At 55.2% G+C, this 16,531-nt stretch carries 13 protein-coding genes; 6 read left to right on the top strand and 7 right to left on the bottom strand.

From position 1 onward, the window contains the following. Positions 1 to 56: 56 nt before the first annotated feature. Together RT644_RS12675 and RT644_RS12670 are read left to right on the top strand one after the other, a co-directional pair. Entirely contained in the window at positions 57 to 1,343 is a 1,287-nt protein-coding gene (locus RT644_RS12675) for a dicarboxylate/amino acid:cation symporter (protein WP_020455664.1), read from the top strand. 217 nt (positions 1,344 to 1,560) lie between these two features. Then, positions 1,561 to 3,060 carry a M16 family metallopeptidase gene (locus RT644_RS12670; RefSeq protein WP_045507640.1) on the top strand — a complete coding sequence of 500 codons (1,500 nt, stop codon included), beginning with the start codon at positions 1,561 to 1,563 and terminating at the stop codon, positions 3,058 to 3,060. 41 nt (positions 3,061 to 3,101) lie between these two features. On the opposite strand, the gene RT644_RS12665 is transcribed toward RT644_RS12670, so the two are convergent. Continuing rightward, entirely contained in the window at positions 3,102 to 4,031 is a 930-nt protein-coding gene (locus RT644_RS12665) for a sugar kinase (protein WP_020455662.1), read from the bottom strand. 232 nt (positions 4,032 to 4,263) lie between these two features. Here RT644_RS12665 and pdeH point away from each other — a divergent pair, with 232 nt between their 5' ends. Continuing rightward, positions 4,264 to 5,034 (top strand): cyclic-guanylate-specific phosphodiesterase, encoded by a 771-nt coding sequence (gene pdeH / locus RT644_RS12660; protein WP_020455661.1) that lies wholly within the window; start codon positions 4,264 to 4,266, stop codon positions 5,032 to 5,034. 67 nt (positions 5,035 to 5,101) lie between these two features. After that, entirely contained in the window at positions 5,102 to 7,156 is a 2,055-nt protein-coding gene (locus tag RT644_RS12655; RefSeq protein WP_313626902.1) for an AsmA family protein, read from the top strand. Between the two features lie 50 nt (positions 7,157 to 7,206). Here the strand turns inward: RT644_RS12655 and RT644_RS12650 are convergent, their stop codons facing one another. The 3 genes from RT644_RS12650 to RT644_RS12640 all read right to left on the bottom strand — a co-directional run bounded on the left by RT644_RS12650 (position 7,207) and on the right by RT644_RS12640 (position 10,779). Beyond that, positions 7,207 to 8,523, bottom strand: coding sequence for an MFS transporter (locus RT644_RS12650; protein WP_020455659.1), 1,317 nt, complete (start codon positions 8,521 to 8,523; stop codon positions 7,207 to 7,209). Positions 8,524 to 8,795: 272 nt separating this feature from the next. Beyond that, positions 8,796 to 9,827, bottom strand: coding sequence for an inner membrane protein YhjD (gene yhjD / locus RT644_RS12645; protein ID WP_313626900.1), 1,032 nt, complete (start codon positions 9,825 to 9,827; stop codon positions 8,796 to 8,798). Between the two features lie 49 nt (positions 9,828 to 9,876). Beyond that, positions 9,877 to 10,779 (bottom strand): LysR family transcriptional regulator, encoded by a 903-nt coding sequence (locus tag RT644_RS12640; protein ID WP_044489752.1) that lies wholly within the window; start codon positions 10,777 to 10,779, stop codon positions 9,877 to 9,879. A gap of 119 nt (positions 10,780 to 10,898) precedes the next feature. Here RT644_RS12640 and RT644_RS12635 point away from each other — a divergent pair, with 119 nt between their 5' ends. Then, a complete protein-coding gene (locus RT644_RS12635; RefSeq protein WP_313626898.1) occupies positions 10,899 to 11,657 on the top strand; it encodes an SDR family oxidoreductase in 759 nt (252 codons plus the stop codon). 41 nt (positions 11,658 to 11,698) lie between these two features. On the opposite strand, the gene RT644_RS12630 is transcribed toward RT644_RS12635, so the two are convergent. Both RT644_RS12630 and RT644_RS12625 read right to left on the bottom strand, forming a co-directional pair. Further along, a complete protein-coding gene (locus RT644_RS12630) occupies positions 11,699 to 12,097 on the bottom strand; it encodes a YdeI family stress tolerance OB fold protein (protein WP_020455655.1) in 399 nt (132 codons plus the stop codon). A 68-nt stretch (positions 12,098 to 12,165) separates the two neighbouring features. Beyond that, a complete protein-coding gene (locus RT644_RS12625; RefSeq protein ID WP_409521855.1) occupies positions 12,166 to 12,696 on the bottom strand; it encodes a GNAT family N-acetyltransferase in 531 nt (176 codons plus the stop codon). 163 nt (positions 12,697 to 12,859) lie between these two features. Here RT644_RS12625 and RT644_RS12620 point away from each other — a divergent pair, with 163 nt between their 5' ends. Continuing rightward, positions 12,860 to 14,449, top strand: a complete 1,590-nt coding sequence (locus RT644_RS12620; protein ID WP_313626894.1) for an STY4199 family HEPN domain-containing protein — start codon at positions 12,860 to 12,862, stop codon at positions 14,447 to 14,449. A 125-nt stretch (positions 14,450 to 14,574) separates the two neighbouring features. Here the strand turns inward: RT644_RS12620 and RT644_RS12615 are convergent, their stop codons facing one another. After that, on the bottom strand, positions 14,575 to 16,224 hold the full coding sequence (locus tag RT644_RS12615; protein WP_020455652.1) for an alpha,alpha-trehalase: 1,650 nt from the start codon (positions 16,222 to 16,224) through the stop codon (positions 14,575 to 14,577). Positions 16,225 to 16,531 lie beyond the last annotated feature (307 nt).

Below are 16,531 nucleotides of genomic sequence, written 5' to 3'. Positions count from 1 at the left end.
ACCGCAGGCTAACTGAAAACCCTACAAAGCCTGAGGTTTAATCTCAAGGACACCTTATGAAAACCTCCCTGTTTAAAAGTCTCTACTTTCAGGTTCTGACCGCGATTGCCATCGGTATTCTGCTTGGTCATTACTACCCTGAACTCGGGGCACAGATGAAACCGCTTGGTGATGGCTTCGTGAAGCTCATCAAGATGATCATCGCCCCGGTGATTTTCTGTACTGTTGTCACCGGTATCGCCGGCATGGAAAGCATGAAGGCGGTAGGTCGTACCGGTGCGGTTGCACTGCTTTACTTCGAAATTGTCAGTACGCTGGCGCTTATTATCGGGCTGGTGATCGTTAACGTGGTGCAACCGGGCGCCGGAATGAACGTCGACCCTGCAACACTCGATGCCAAAGCCGTGGAGGTGTATGCCGAGCAGGCGCAACAGCAGGGGATTGTCGCCTTCCTGCTTGATGTCATACCGGCGAGCGTGATTGGCGCTTTCGCCAGCGGCAATATTCTGCAAGTGCTGCTGTTCGCGGTGCTGTTTGGCTTCGCGCTGCATCGCTTAGGCCATAAAGGCCAGCTGATTTTTAACGTTATCGAAAGTTTCTCGCAGGTGATCTTCGGCATCATCAATATGATCATGCGCCTTGCGCCGATTGGCGCATTCGGGGCAATGGCGTTTACCATCGGCAAATATGGTGTCGGTACGCTGGTGCAACTCGGTCAGTTGATTATCTGCTTCTATGTCACCTGTATTCTGTTTGTGGTGGTGGTGCTGGGTACGATTGCCCGTGCAACAGGCTTCAGCATCTTCAAATTTATCCGCTATATCCGCGAAGAGCTGCTGATCGTTCTGGGCACCTCTTCATCTGAATCCGCGCTGCCGCGCATGCTGGAGAAGATGGAGCGCCTGGGCTGCCGTAAATCGGTGGTCGGGCTGGTTATCCCAACCGGCTACTCCTTCAACCTGGATGGCACCTCCATTTACCTGACGATGGCGGCGGTGTTTATCGCCCAGGCAACCAACAGCCATATGGATATTTTCCATCAGATCACGCTGCTGGTCGTGCTGCTACTGTCCTCAAAAGGTGCCGCCGGGGTGACGGGCAGCGGGTTTATTGTGCTGGCCGCCACGCTTTCCGCCGTCGGGCATTTGCCGGTGGCAGGGCTGGCGCTGATTCTGGGCATTGACCGTTTTATGTCCGAAGCGCGCGCGCTGACCAACCTGGTGGGCAACGGCGTCGCGACTATCGTGGTGGCGAAGTGGGTAAAAGAGCTGGATCAAAAACAGCTGGTCGACACGCTGGATAACCGTTCCAGCGCGGCGAAAACCCCCGGAATTTCTTCATAATTTCGTGACTTATGACCGCAGTCCCTTGTCGGGCTGCGGGTACCTGCGCATAATTACCTCCTGGATCCGTCACAATTTACGATGAAATTTCGTGATAATTCACATCGCGATGTGACGTTTTGCATTTCCCGCGGTCTAAAAGCGAAGTGTTTTAACACGCTTTTAGCCCCTTTGCGCGGGCATACTTTTTAACCAGGAATGTTGATTAGGGGTTCACATGCAGGGCACAAAAATTCGACTGTTAACGGGCGGTTTGCTGATGCTGGCAGCTGTCGGTTATGTGCAGGCAGATGCGCTCCAGCCTGACCCGGCCTGGCAACAAGGGACGCTGGCAAATGGTTTTCAGTGGCAGGTTCTGGCCACACCCCAGCGCCCCAGCGATCGCATTGAGATTCGCCTGTCTATTGATACCGGTTCGCTCACCGAAGGTAGCCAACAGAGCGGTTTCAGCCACTTTATTCCCCGCGTTGCGTTGACTCACAGTGGTCGGCTCGAACCTTCCCAGGTGCGCTCGCTGTGGCAACAAGGTATTGACCCGAAGCGCCCGCTGCCGCCGGCGCTGGTCTCCTACGAATACACGCAATATAACCTCAGCATACCGAACAACCGCAGCGACCTGCTGAAAGAGGCGATGGTTTACCTGGCGGATGCCGCTGGAAATCTCACCATCACGCCGGAAACGGTGAATCACGCTCTTGCCAGCAACGATATGGTTGCTACCTGGCCGCCCGACACCAAAGACAGCTGGTGGCGCTACCGCCTGAAAGGTTCGCCGCTGCTGGGGCACGATCCCGCCGGAACACTGAAAGAGCCGGTCGATGCGGCGCAACTGAAAGGTTTCTACGAAAAATGGTACACGCCGGACGCGATGACGTTGATTGTGGTCGGGAATGTGGATAGCCGCGCTATCGCCGAGCAGATTGGTAAAACCTTCGGCGAGCTGAAAGGGAAACGCCAGACGCCTGCGCCGGTTGCGACGCTGTCGCCGCTGCCGCGCCAGTCGGTTAGCCTGATGAGCGAGGGTGTCACCCAGGATCGTTTGTCGATCATGTGGGACTCCGCCTGGCAACCGATTCGCGAGTCCGCCGCCCTTGAGCGTTACTGGCGTGCGGATTTGGCGCGTGAAGCCCTGTTCTGGCATATCCAGCAGAACCTGAGCAAAAACAACGCCAAAGAGATTGGTCTCGGTTTTGACTGCCGGGTATTGTTCCAGCGGGCGCAATGCGCCATTAACGTTGATTCACCCAATGACAAGCTCAATACCAATGTCGGCGTGATTGCGCGTGAGCTGGCGAAAGTGCGCGAGAAAGGGCTGCCGGAAGAGGAATTTAAAGCGCTTATCGCGCAGAAAAACCTTGAGCTGCAAAAACTGTTCGCCACCTATGCGCGCGCCAGTACCGATATTCTGATCAGCCAGCGGATGCGTTCTTTGCAAAACCAGGTGGTGGATATTGCGCCGGAGCAGTATCAAAAGCTGCGCCAGAACTTCCTGAACAACCTGACGCCGCAGATGCTGAATCAGGATCTGCATCAGCAGCTTTCACAGGATATGGCGCTGGTGTTGCTGCAGCCGAAAGGCGAGCCGGAGTTCAACATGAAGGATTTGCAGGCAACGTGGGATGAAGTGATGGCACCGCCAGCGGATAACGCCGCAGCACCTGCTGCCAGTGGTGACGAAAGCCATTCTGACGTCTCGGACATTCCTCCGCAGCAGTAGTTTAGCCACCCCTCTCCGGTAAAGGAGAGGGGTGAACAGCGTTATTGCGGCATGGCATCGCGCGGAATAATCGCGCCGCGATACTGAATAACCGTACTGGCGGTTAAATGCCCGCGTTTTGCCGCTTCTGTCGCATCGCCACCGGTCAGACGTACCGACAGGTAACCCGCGCTGAAGGAATCCCCAGCTGCTGTGGTATCAATCACTTTCTCTTTTGGCAGTTTCACCGCCGGAACTTCCACCAGCGCTTCACCCGCAATCGCCACCAGGCAGGAGTCTGCGCCGCGCTTGATAACCACTTCTTTTACGCCCGCGCGCTGCGTGCGTTCGATAACTTCTTCCACCGGTTTCTCGCCCCACAGCAGGTCTTCGTCATCCAGCGTCAGGAACGCGATATCCGTGCAAGCCAGCATTTGCTGATAAACCTGACGCGTCTCTTCTTTGCTGGCCCACAGGCGCGGACGGTAGTTGTTATCAAAAATCACTTTGCCGCCATTCGCACGGCATGCCTGCAACAGCGACAACAGCTTGTTGCGGCTTGCCGGGCTAAGAATGGCAAGGCTGATGCCGCTCAGGTAGAGGTAATCGAAGGTCGCAAGTTGTTCGCAGATAGCCGCAGACTGCTCGCTCTCCAGCCAGAATTTGGCGGCTGCTTCGTTACGCCAGTAGTAGAAAGTACGCTCGCCGGTGCTGTCGGTTTCGATGTAATAGAGGCCAGGCAGGCGGTTTTCCATACGTTGCGTCAGGCTGGTATCGACGTCCTCGCTTTGCCAGGCATCCAGCATCTGCTGGCTGAAATTGTCGGTGCCAAGCGCGGTAACATAGTGCACGGAAAGCGCCGCAGGATTGACCTGGCGGGCGATATAAACAGACGTGTTAAGCGTATCGCCACCAAAGCCACGGTTCACTTCCGTGCCTTTTTGTGACAGTTCAATCATGCATTCGCCAATGACGGCAATTTTCCTGGACATAGTCATCAACCTGGATCAGATAAATTAACGGTAGTGTGCGTTGTGGGTGATTCGTGGTCAACTATATTAAAACAACGTTCCAGTATTTTTTTGAGCTAAAGCCTGTTCCAGGCAGATTTCCCGTCGGCGGTTTTTAAATTTGCCCGCAGACGGAGCGTAAAGTTATCGACACGCCCGCCGATAACTCATTGACGAATTCCTCCCGGTCATCGCCTTCGACAGGACAGCAGAAATGAAGTTAAAGCAGGTCATCCAGCAGCTAAACATTCCGGAAGCAAGCATTGAAAGCTTGCAGGAGCGTCGTTATTGGCTGCAATGTGAACGTGCTTATACTTATCAGCCCATCTATAAAACCGATGGTCGTCTGATGGCGGTTGAAGTATTAACCATTGTCACCCATCCGTCGCAGCCGGAAACGCGCATTGCGCCGGATCGCTATTTTTCCGAAGTGGCGGTGCGCCAGCGTGTTGATGTGGTGCATGAGCAAGTGGCGCTGCTGGCGGAACAAAAAGCCTTCTTCCTCAGCAATGATGTGCTGGCCTCGGTGAATGTTGACGGCCCAACCCTGCTGGCGATGCGCCAGGATACCGATCTGATGGCGTTGATTAATTCACTGCCGTGGATCCGCTTTGAACTGGTCGAACATATCCGGCTACCGCAGGATTCGACGTTCGCCTCGATCAGCGAAATTGGTCCGCTGTGGCTGGACGACTTCGGCACCGGCATGGCGAATTTTTCTGCGTTAAGCGAAGTGCGTTACGACTACATCAAAGTGGCACGCGATCTGTTCATCATGTTGCGTAAAACGCCGGAAGGGCAAAACCTGTTCACCATGCTGTTGCAGTTGATGAACCGCTATTGCCAGGGCGTGATTGTCGAAGGCGTGGAAACGCTGGAGGAGTGGCGCGATGTGCAGGATTCACCGGCTTATGCGGCGCAGGGCTATTTTCTCTCCCGTCCGGTTCCTTTAGCCAAACTTGAACACGTGATACTCGAGCTGTAACCGCAGCCCTTTCTGCGAGCCTCTACTATCTTTATGACAGGTAAGGCTTTAAAGGAAAGGCAGAACGATGACAAAAACGAGTAAAGCGATTATCGCCGTCTTCGCGACGTTGCTGTTGCTGATTGTGGTCGCCATTATCATCATCGCCACATTCGACTGGAACCGCCTCAAACCCACCATTAACGAAAAAGTCTCCACGGAGCTTAACCGTCCGTTCGCTATTCGCGGCGATTTGGGCGTGGTGTGGGAACGACAAAAAGAGGAAACCGGCTGGCGCAGCTGGGTTCCATGGCCGCATGTTCACGCCGACGATATTATGCTGGGCAACCCGCCGGGTATCGACGAAGTGACAATGGTGCATTTACCCCGCGTTGAAGCCACCCTCGCGCCGCTGGCGCTGTTCACCAAAACCGTTTACCTGCCGTGGATCAAACTGCAACAGCCCGATGCCAGGCTGATACGTCGCTCGGAAAAGCTCAACAACTGGACCTTCACGCTCGCCAGCGACGCCAACAAAGACGCAAACGCGCAGCCTTCGAGTTGGTCATTCCGGCTGGATAACATTCTTTTTGATCGCGGGCGTATCGCCATTGATGATGCGCTCAACCGCTCTGATATCGAGATTCTGGTAAATCCCTTAGGCAAGCCGCTGCCGTTTAGCGAAGTGACCGGCAAAAGCGACAGCAAAGTCAACGCCGGGGATTACATCTTTGGTCTGACGGCGAAAGGGCGTTACAACGGCCAGCCGGTGTCCGGCAGCGGCAAAATTGGCGGCATGCTGGCGCTGCGCAGCGAAGGCACACCTTTCCCGGTGCAGGCGGATTTCCGCTCCGGTAACACGCGCGTGGCGTTTGTCGGCACCATCAACGACCCAATGAACATGGGCGGTGCCGACCTGCAACTCAAGTTCGGTGGTAACTCCCTTGGCGAACTGTATGACTTAACCGGCGTGTTGCTGCCGGACACGCCGCCGTTTGAAACCGATGGCCATCTCATCGCGAAGCTCAACAACGAAAAAGGGTCGGTGTATGACTATCGCGACTTTAATGGTCATATCGGCGAAAGCGATATTCATGGCACGCTGCGCTACACCACCGCTAAACCGCGTCCAAAACTGGAAGGCGACGTTGAATCGCGCCAGTTACGGCTGGCAGATTTAGGGCCGCTGATTGGTGTCGATTCCGGCAAAGGCGCTGAGCAGTCGAAACGCACCGAGCAGCAAAAGGGCGAGAAAGCAGGGCAACCGGCAGACAAAGTGCTGCCGTATGACCGCTTTGAAACCGACAAATGGGACGTAATGGATGCCGATGTGCGCTTTAAAGGCCGGCGGATTGAGCATGGCTCAACGTTACCCATCAGCGACTTGTCGACCCACATTCTGCTGAAAGATGCCGACCTGCGCCTGCAACCGCTGAAATTTGGTCTTGCGGGCGGCACCATCTCATCGAATATCCATCTCGAAGGGGATAAAAAACCGATGCAAGGTCGGGCGGAGATTCAGGCGCGGCGGCTGAAGCTCAAAGAGTTGATGCCTGATGTCGAGCTGATGCAGAAAACCCTGGGCGAGATGAACGGTGACGCAGAGCTTCGCGGCGTGGGCAACTCCGTAGCGGCGCTGCTGGGTACCAGCAATGGCAACCTGAAACTGTTAATGAACGACGGGGTAGTCAGCCGTAACCTGATGGAAATTCTTGGTCTTAACGTCGGCAACTATATTGTCGGTCAGTTGTTTGGCGATGACGAAGTGCGGGTAAATTGTGCCGCAGCGAACCTCGATTTAGTCAACGGCGTCGCGCGTCCGCAAATCTTCGCCTTTGATACGGAAAACGCGCTGATTAATATTACCGGCACCGCCAGCATGGCGTCGGAACAACTTGACTTAACCATTGATCCTGAAAGCAAAGGCGTGCGTATTGTCACGCTGCGTTCACCGCTCTACGTACGTGGCAGCTTTAAAAACCCGCAGGCGGGGGTGAAACCCGGGCCGTTGATTGCGCGTGGTGCGGTGGCGGCAGCGCTGGCAACCCTGGTCACCCCGGCGGCGGCATTGCTGGCGTTGATCTCGCCATCGGAAGGCGAGCAGAATCAGTGCCGGGCGATTTTGTCACAGATGAAACACTAGGAAGCACAACGGGAAGTGGCCCTCTCTTCAGCGAAGAGAGGGCAAAAAGGTTACAGCGACTGGTGTTTAGTTTCGTGGGTCAGCAGCAGCGCGATAAGCGTTAACGTGGCCATCGCGGCCAGGTAGAACCCGACATACATCAGACCATAATTGGCCTGCAGCCAGGTGGCGATATAAGGTGCCACCGATGCGCCGAGGATCGACGACACGTTGTAAGAGAACGACGCGCCGGTATAACGCACTTCCGTCGGGAACAACTCCGGCAGCAGCGCGCCCATCGGACCGAAGGTCAGCCCCATCAGGCTCAGGCCGATCAGCAGGTAGGCCATCACCAGCACCGGGCTACCGGAACCGAGCAGCGGCGGGAAGACAAACAGCGCGAACAGGATGATAAGCGTGGTGATGATCACCATGCTTTTGCGGCGACCAAAGGCGTCCGCCAGCAGACCCGCCACCGGCACCATCACACCGAAGCCAATCACCGCCATCATCAGCATCCACAGCACTTCGTTACGCGGCAGGCCCAGGCCCTGCGGCGAGGTGCTGAAGGTCATGGAATAGACCGTCATGATGTAGAACAGCGTATAGGTCGCCAGCATGATAAAGGTGCCCAGCACGGTAACGCGCACATGTTTGGTCAGCAGCGTGCCCAGCGGCACTTTCACCTGTTTCTTCGCGGCGGCGACTTTGGCAAATACCGGTGTTTCATGCAGCGAAACGCGAACGTACAGGCCAATCAGCACCAGCACGGCGGAGAAGATGAACGGCACGCGCCAGCCCCACGCCATAAACTGCTCATCGGTCAGTAACCAGGAGAGCAGCAGGAAGGTGCCGTTCGCAAAGAAGAAGCCAATCGGCGCGCCCAGTTGCGGGAAAGAGCCGTACAGCGCGCGTTTGCGCGGCGGGGCGTTTTCCGTGGCCAGCAGCGCCGCGCCGCCCCATTCACCGCCCAGCCCCAGACCCTGGCCGAAACGCGCCAGTGCCAGCAGCAACGGTGCCATCACGCCAATGGTTTCGTACCCCGGCAGCAGACCAATCAGCACGGTTGAGATCCCCATCGTCAGCAGCGAGGCCACCAGTGTCACTTTACGGCCAACGCGGTCGCCGAAGTGACCAAACACGGCGGAACCAATCGGGCGCGCAATAAAAGCAATGGCGAAGGTCGCCAGCGACTGTAGCGTGGCGGCCGTCGGGTCGCCCTGCGGGAAGAAGATATGCGGGAATACAATCACCGCAGCGGTGGCGTAAATATAGAAATCGAAGAACTCGATGGCGGTGCCAATCAGAGACGCAACGACGACTTTATTACGTGAATTTACCGGGGGATTTTCCTGCTCGTTGTCGAAAGTTGTGGCTGTAGCTTGCATAGAATTTTCTTATTTTTGCGCGAACGAACGACCATATTAGCCACAGCAAAAGCGACATTTCAATCTGTAACAAACCGGGTTTTCGCGCAAAAAACCGGCAAAAAGCGAATAATTTTCAGACTCACGATTTACCTTCTATGAAATGCTTCACAGATTTTAATAATCAGAGAATAAAACTGGTTTTTGGTTAAATAAAAGTTACGGACTGGATTTTCATGCTGAAATCGCCAGGCGGGCTGAAATATTCCATTTCCTTCAGCCCGATAGCAGTGTTAGTGGTGGGTTTTGTCCGGCATGCGCGGGTCACCTTTGTACTGCGCGGTGGCGATCCACGCGGCGCAAAACAGCGTCAGGCGAGCAAAGAAGTAGAAGAACGCCATCAGCCCGAGCACCGAACCAAACGCCGCGCCGGAAGGCGATTTGACCAGCGATGGCAGCGTCCAGGTCATGATGATTTTGATCACTTCGAACCCAATTGCCGCGAGAAATGTGCCGCGGATCAGCGCCTTCTTACGCGGACGGTGGCGCGGCAAACGCCAGAAGATCCAGAAGAAGAGCAAATAGTTCGCGAAAATCGAAATAGTCAGGCCAATCAGCCGCCAGGCCGGTTTCAGCCATTCAATGTAATCCAGGTGCAGCGCGTTGATGATCAACTGCTGCGCGGAGCCCGCCACCGACGTTATGGAAAGCGTCACGATCAGCGCGACTAACAGACCAATCAGCGAAATGAAGTCGCGGAAATACTTTACCCAGATTTTTTCTTCATCCTGCGCGTTACGCTCCCAGACATCGCGCGACTGAGCGCGGATTGCCTCGCGCAGGTTGCCGGTCCAGTTGACGCCGGAATAGAGGGCGATAGCCAGCCCGACAATCCCTACCGTCGTGCGCTGCTGCACGGCAATATTGAGGGTGTTTTGCAGTGTTGAAGCCATCGTCGGATCGCTCACGCTCATCAGGATCTTATTGAAAATATCCTGCAACAGCGTCGGGTGCGAGGCGAGCACAAAACCGGCGGCGGCAAACGACACCATCATGATGGGGATCATCGACAGAAACGAGAAGTAGGTGATCGCCGCGCCAAACTGGTTGCCCATGCGGTCGTTAAAACGTTCCGTCGCGCGGATCAGGTGCGCCACCACAGGCCAGCGCTGGATCTTTTGCACCATGTCGGTGAGGGATGCCAGCGTGGTACTGGCGGCTGAAGGGGCAGAGTGTTTCTTTTCGGTGGGCTGCTCAGCCATCTTCCTGACGGGTTCGTAGTCGAGGTCTTGCGTCGGGCGTTTTTCATGATTTTCCGGCGTCATCAGGTCTGTTTTCCTTCTCCTGAATGTGTGGTAACTGAAATTATAGCTGCTAGTGGTCGACGTAATCCTTCAGTACGGTCGCCAGCCACTCCATAAACAGATGCACGCGGCGCGATAAATTACGGCGGTGCGGGTAAATCAGCGAAACCGGCATCGGTTCAGCGCGGTATTGCGGCAGGATCTCCACCAGCTTCCCCGCCCGCAGCGCTTCGCGTACGCCAACGCGCGGCACCTGAATAATCCCTAATCCGGCCAGACAGGCAGCCTGGTATGTTTCGGTGCTGTTCACCGTCAGTATGCCGCCGGTTTTCACCCAGTGTGTCTGTTTATCCTGCCAGACCTCAAAGCCTGGCGGGCGCGTACCAAGGTTAACGGCGTAATGCACCAGCGCGTGGGAGGATAAATCGTCGAGCGTTTCCGGGTAGCCAAAACGCGCCAGATAATCGGGGCTGGCGCAGTTAATGACCGACAGCCGCCCGAGCTGGCGGGCGATCAGACCGGAATCTTTGAGCGTGCCAACGCGCACGACGCAGTCGAACCCTTCGCGAATAATATCCACCAGCCTGTCGCTGCTGCTGAGCTCCAGTTCAATGCCGGGATATTGTTGCAGGAAAGCGGGCAGGCGCGGGATCAGCAGATTTTTCGCCACCCCGACCGGCATATCGACGCGCAAACGGCCGCTGATGCTTGATGGATCATGCAGGAACATACCGTCGAGCTCATCCATATTCGCCAGCAGATCTTTCGCCCGCTCGTAGTAAACCATGCCGTCCTGCGTGAGCTGGACGCGGCGTGTGGTGCGGTGCAACAACTGGGTGCCGAGGTGCGTCTCCAGCGCCTGGATCTGGCGCGATACGCTACCCTTAGGAAGCCCCATCGAGTCCGCCGCGCGGGAAAAACTCTCCAGTTCCGCCACGCGGATAAACAGTTGCATTGCGTAAATTTTATCCATCATCACGCTCGATTGTTGCCTGTAATGAAACAGTGAAGCGTAATTTAGCACCTTTATTGTTTATTCGTCAGCTAATAAGCTCTTTTCACGGTCTCACATCAGCGAAAACGAGGTTTCTTATGACACAACATATTGCTTTAGTGACAGGTGGCAGCCGCGGTTTGGGTAAAAACGCGGCGCTGAAGCTGGCAGCGAAAGGAACGGGTATTATCCTGACCTACAACAATAATGCCGAAGAAGCGCAGAATGTGGTGCGTGAAATTGAGCAAAAAGGCGTGAAAGCGGTGGCATTGCAGCTTAACGTCAGTGATATCACCGGATTCGATGCTTTTGCGCGCAACGTGCAGGAACAGTTGAAATCGGTATGGCAGCGCGAAACGTTTGATTATTTATTGAACAATGCTGGCATCGGTATCAGCGCAACTTTCGCCGAAACCAGCGTTGAGCAATTTGATCAACTGGTGAATATCCATTTCAAAGGCCCGTTCTTCCTGACGCAAAGCCTGCTGCCGCTGCTGAAAAATGGCGGGCGCATCCTGAATGTTTCCAGTGGCCTGGCGCGTTTTTGCCAGCCGGGCTATGCGGCGTATGCGTCAATGAAAGGGGCAATGGAAGTGCTGACCCGTTACCAGGCGAAGGAGCTTGGCGCGCGGGGCATTTCGGTGAATATCATTGCGCCGGGGGCGATTGAAACCGATTTTGGCGGCGGGGTAGTGCGTGATAATGAGCAGGTTAATCAACACATTGCTGCGCAAACCGCGTTGGGTCGTGTCGGCCTGCCGGATGATATTGGCGATGCGATTGCCGCACTGCTGAGCGACGAGCTAGCATGGATGAATGCGCAACGCGTGGAAGTGTCGGGTGGGATGTTCCTGTAAGACTGTCACGCCCGGCAGGGTTCGCTGCCGGGCGTGCAGCTTTACTGTTTCTGAAAATGCGTTACCCGGATACGCACCGGTTGCTGTTTTTTATCCAGCGAGCCGCTGATGCCGACCAGTTCATCCGGCGACACGGATTTACCATCAAATATCGCCGCTGGAATATAGACCTGAACCTGATCGGTTTTGTCGCGGAACAGGTAAAGATCACCGCTCTCCTTCTCAACCAGGTTACCGCGCAGCGAGACGGACGCGCCATCATGCAGGGCTTTTGCCTGTTTGACGGTCATGGTGCGCGCATCTTCCATGCCGCGATAGCCGTCATCCATTTTATGCGGCGGTGGCGGCGCTTTGTCCGCTTTCAGACCGGGTGCATCTTCTGCGAATGCCGTCATGGAGAACAGCGCCACCAGACTGGCGGCAAGCACAATTTTCTTCATAACCTCTCCTGAATATTGCCGGAACACGTCCTTAAGCCTGGCAGAGCATAGCGAACTATGCTGACGAATTATCGTTTTTCGTCATATTCGTGGTGCAGTAAGCCAAACAGCCAGTCGTTATGCCAGCGTCCTGCCAGCCAGTAGGACTCGCGCAATTCGCCTTCGAGAATAAAGCCGGTTTTTTCCAGCAAGTGTCGGGACGCGTGGTTTCCCGCCGTTACGGTAGCGGTGAGCTTACGAATGCCGCCTTCGCTGAAGGCGTAATCACACAGCGCTTTCAGCGACTCCTGGCCATAGCCTTTGCCCTGTGCGGCACACGCGAACAGAAAGCCGACTTCGGCGCAGTCATCCTCGCGGTGAATATAACCGGTGACGCCCAGCGGTTCGTTTGTCGCCGTGTCGCGTACCAGCAGGCAGAGCCAGTGTCGGCTGCCGGGGGACCAGGGGGCCAGCCGGGCGTCGAATGCTTCACGGATCTCATGTTCACTGCGGGCATCGGCAACGTAGCGCATTACCTGCGGATCTTGTTGCAGTGAAAGAAAGAATGGCCATGCTGCTTCTGTTATTGGCGAACAGGTCAGTCTTGGGGTAAAAAGCATTAACACAGTGAATATCTCCTGCTGTTTTTTTTTCGGCTTGAAACCACTATCACTGATAATAATCGTCAACTGAGCTATCTTTTACTTATTCATAAATAAAGAAAAAATTAAGCGCTCAGGTTGGCCAGTTAATTGTTTCTTCAGTTGTACTTAAAGGAAAATAATGACTCTTTCTGCCCCATTGAATACGGGTGAACAGTTTGAAAAATGCATTGCTATTATTCGCGAGGCGTCTGTTGAAATCTTATTGCTGCTGAATGTGCATTTTGATGAAGGTAAAGACCCTCGCTGGTTTTTGGAACAACTGGATGTTGCGCGCCTGAGTTTGGGTGGCTGGGGCGCGGTGGCTAAACGACTAAAACTCAACGATGCGGAATTAACACAGTTCACTTTACAGCTTCGTCACTTGCAGCAGCTCGTTCCGCGTTATGAGAACGGGCAGAATGTGACGGAAAATCAGCTTATTGCAGCGCTGCGATTTATTAGCGCGCTGGAAAACCTGCGTAATAAGCAGAAGTTGCTGAGCTACAACACCGCCTTGCCGTCGGATGATGCGCAGCAGCGGCAAGGGCTACAGCAGCTACGCGCCATGGAAACGATGATTAAATCGCTGGTGATGCAGGTGTGGCCGGATAGCGAAAAGCTGCGTAATCACCTGAAAACACAGTTTGGTGCCGATCGTGTGCGGCGCTGGCTACGGCTTGGCGATCACAACGATGTCCTGAGCGGCATGCGGTTTAGCGAGCTGGCGCTGTTGCTGATAGATAAAAAAGAGTTTAGCCAGCGTTATGCCCGGCTGTTTAATGACGCCTCGGAACTGAACCTGCTAGTGGAACCGCGCAAAACGTTGCAAACCTTTCTGGATGACATTCGCCAGATGCGTGCAAGCGTGGTGTCAGGACAGCCGCTCACCTCTAATCAGCTGCTCTTATTGAACAGCTATTATCCGCAAATTACCGGACCGGTTCAGCGCGCGTTCGACGAGGGGCGCACGCAAACCAATCCCGCTGAAATACTGCGTGAGGCCGGCGGGGATTTAGACGCTTACTGGGAGCAGACGCGGAAAAAAGACCGCGCTGCCGGAGGTGATGCGATGCCGATGCGTGACAGTATTGATAAACCTGCAAAACGATCGGTGCGCAGCCGCGAAGAGCGCGACCAGATGCTCTCCGGCGTGCTGTGGAGCGCGGTCGGTGTGATGGTATTGCTGATGGCGATTGGCGCCTTCTGGATGTTTACCAGCGGGATGTCTGGACCGGTGGCGCGTCAGACCCGGGTTACCGTGCCGATTGCCGAGGATCGCGAACGCCCCTCACCGAAAGAGGAACTCAGCCGCCTGGGACTGCCGCGCGACGAAAATAACTTCCGCGCGGCGATTGATCGCAACGATACGCGCGTGGTGTCGCTGTTTTTACGCACCGGGATGAACTGGAAACTCTCCTGGACGGAAAACGCGGTGATAGCGGATTACAACGATGTGCTGGATCTGCTGCTGCGATATCGCCTGCAAATGGATGAAAACCGCCCTTGTCGCCGTTTTATCGCGACGCTGACCCATGAAATGGCGGTGAACAATAAAAAGCTGACCTCGATTACGCGCGACTATCTACGCGCGTTTTGTACCGTCAAGCCGGTGGTAGATCGCCAGCGGTATGAGATGGAGCAAGCGCAGTTACGTTTCGAAGCCGATCCGTCGGATGAAAACCGCAAGTGGTCGGATATTCAGACCTCGATTTATGAGGTAATTGATTAATTTTCGCAGGTGCATACTTTCGTGTTACGCACAGCAACCTGGCACATCATGGCGCTTACAAGCGTAAGCGACCAGGATGCACCAGCATAGCCAATGACGTGATAGCGCGCCGCTGAAGCGGCAGCTTACGGTTCGCCGTACAAACCGATAAGGCGGCGCACCACACCATTCGTCCAGCCGAAACCATCCTGCAACGGGTATTCACCCCCGCCACCTTCTCGCGGCGTACTGCTGGCGATATGGTACTTCTCAATCAGCTTGTGGTGCTGCTGATAGTAGTGATTCACCGTCTGCAACCAGCTATGGGCGATCTCATTGCCCAGCGAGTCGTTACCGTACATTTTGAAGCCCTGAATCGCCATCCATTGCAGCGGTGCCCAGCCGTTGGGTTTATCCCACTGTTCGCTGGTTTCGTACTCTGTTGCCAGAATACCGCCAGGCGTCAGCAGACGCGCTTTTACGGCGTCCGCCAGCCGCTCTGCCTGCTCATGGGTCGCCATGCCAACATACAGCGGGACAATACTGGCCGCGGAAAACAGCGCCATCTGCTCACGACGCCAGTCGTAGTCACGATAACAGCCATTCTCGTCATCCCACAGATAGCGGTTTACCGCCGCGCGGCGATCGCTCGCTTTCTGGCGGAACAGCGCTTCGCGTTCTCTGTCGCCTTTCAGCCCGGAAATATTGGCAATAGCGCTTTCCAGTTTGAACAGAAACGCGTTCAAATCAATCGGGATGAACTGCGTGGTGCGAATGCTCGCCAGCCGTTGCGCATCGCGCAGCCAGCGTGAGGAGTAGTCCCAGCCGGAAGCCGCACCCGCGCGCAAATCGCGATAGACTTCACTTGCCGGTCGCCCGGAATGACGCGCCGTTTCAACGTCCTCAAGCCAGGATTCATCACGCGGCGTGTCGCGGTCGTCCCAGTAACGGTTGAGCAACGAACCGTCCGGCATACGCACCGCGTGGCGGTACGCCTGGTTCAGCGCCAGCGATTCGGCGCCATCCATCCAGAACGCGTACTCCATTAACAGATGATCAAGATAGCGCCGCGCACCGCGTACGCCGTCCTCTTCAAACAGCTCAACCATCAGCGCGAAAACGGGTGGCTGCGAGCGGCTCAGGTAATAGGTGCGGTTGCCGTTCGGAATATGACCGTAACGCTCAATCATCCACGCGAAGTTATCCGCCATACAGCGCAGCAAATCATCGCGCCCGCTCTCTGCAAGGCCAAGCATGGTGAAGTAGGAATCCCAGTAGTAGGTCTCGCGGAATCGCCCGCCGGGCACAATATACGCCTGCGGCAGCGGCAGCAGGGAAGACCACGGAATGTGATCCTGTGGCTCGCGGGTGAGGATCGGCCACAACTGGTCGATATGCTCTTTTAATGAGTTCTCCGGATTGGAGACGTACGCTTTGGAGTAGTCCTCCGGCATCCAGAAATGCGCTTTCACGAATTGGCGCAGATCGAACTCCGGTTTGCGTTTGATTTTGCGATAGCGAATCAGAATATCGAGCGGATCCATTTTCGGCGCGCAGTCGGGAAAGGTTTTGCTGTCGGCAAAAATACGCGACGACTGCACGTGTTCAAACAGTTCAAGATAACGATCGGCAGGGGTTAGCGCGTCGGACGCCGGTAACCCTTCGATCATTTCCGGCTCCGGCTCCGCCTCGATCATTTCATCCAGTTTTAACTCGCACGGATCGGTTTCGTAGACGATCTCTTCCTCAATCACGAACTCGACGGATTCTGCGCTTTGTAGTTTCTGGTTGAACATAAGGATTATGGCCTCCGGATGTCGTCGTAAAAAATTACGGGTGCTGCCCGGCTATCTATTAAGCGTAGACATTCGCTTCGATCCGTGAAGGACGAAGTGTGCGGTTGATCACATTTTAGCGTGGTAAGGAATAAACGCCAAAACCCACAACCTACTGATTAATAGTGTATAAAACGTACTGAAGCTCATTTAACGCCGCGGCGAAATTAGGAGCATTCGTTTTGCAACGATTTGTGAACAATCGCCCGCAGAACCTAATCATGGGGTGTAGCCGGTCCGTACCCCCGCAATGACTGAGGAAAAGCCT

The organism is Kosakonia sp. (genome assembly GCF_032104925.1).
Lineage (GTDB): Bacteria > Pseudomonadota > Gammaproteobacteria > Enterobacterales > Enterobacteriaceae > Kosakonia.
The sequence above is the reverse complement of the archived record's forward strand: the minus strand, read 5'-3'. Positions and strand labels throughout refer to the sequence as shown.

Excerpts from the sequence above, each read along its gene's own strand:
- RT644_RS12665 (WP_020455662.1), bottom strand. The coding sequence starts at position 4,031 with ATGTCCAGGAAAATTGCCGTCATTGGCGAATGCATGATTGAACTGTCA.
- RT644_RS12650 (WP_020455659.1), bottom strand. The coding sequence starts at position 8,523 with ATGCAAGCTACAGCCACAACTTTCGACAACGAGCAGGAAAATCCCCCG.
- yhjD (WP_313626900.1), bottom strand. The coding sequence starts at position 9,827 with ATGACGCCGGAAAATCATGAAAAACGCCCGACGCAAGACCTCGACTAC.
- RT644_RS12630 (WP_020455655.1), bottom strand. The coding sequence starts at position 12,097 with ATGAAGAAAATTGTGCTTGCCGCCAGTCTGGTGGCGCTGTTCTCCATG.
- RT644_RS12625 (WP_409521855.1), bottom strand. The coding sequence starts at position 12,696 with ATGCTTTTTACCCCAAGACTGACCTGTTCGCCAATAACAGAAGCAGCA.
- RT644_RS12615 (WP_020455652.1), bottom strand. The coding sequence starts at position 16,224 with ATGTTCAACCAGAAACTACAAAGCGCAGAATCCGTCGAGTTCGTGATT.
- RT644_RS12675 (WP_020455664.1), top strand. The coding sequence starts at position 57 with ATGAAAACCTCCCTGTTTAAAAGTCTCTACTTTCAGGTTCTGACCGCG.
- RT644_RS12620 (WP_313626894.1), top strand. The coding sequence starts at position 12,860 with ATGACTCTTTCTGCCCCATTGAATACGGGTGAACAGTTTGAAAAATGC.
- RT644_RS12670 (WP_045507640.1), top strand. The coding sequence starts at position 1,561 with ATGCAGGGCACAAAAATTCGACTGTTAACGGGCGGTTTGCTGATGCTG.
- pdeH (WP_020455661.1), top strand. The coding sequence starts at position 4,264 with ATGAAGTTAAAGCAGGTCATCCAGCAGCTAAACATTCCGGAAGCAAGC.
- RT644_RS12635 (WP_313626898.1), top strand. The coding sequence starts at position 10,899 with ATGACACAACATATTGCTTTAGTGACAGGTGGCAGCCGCGGTTTGGGT.
- RT644_RS12640 (WP_044489752.1), bottom strand. The coding sequence starts at position 10,779 with ATGGATAAAATTTACGCAATGCAACTGTTTATCCGCGTGGCGGAACTG.
- RT644_RS12655 (WP_313626902.1), top strand. The coding sequence starts at position 5,102 with ATGACAAAAACGAGTAAAGCGATTATCGCCGTCTTCGCGACGTTGCTG.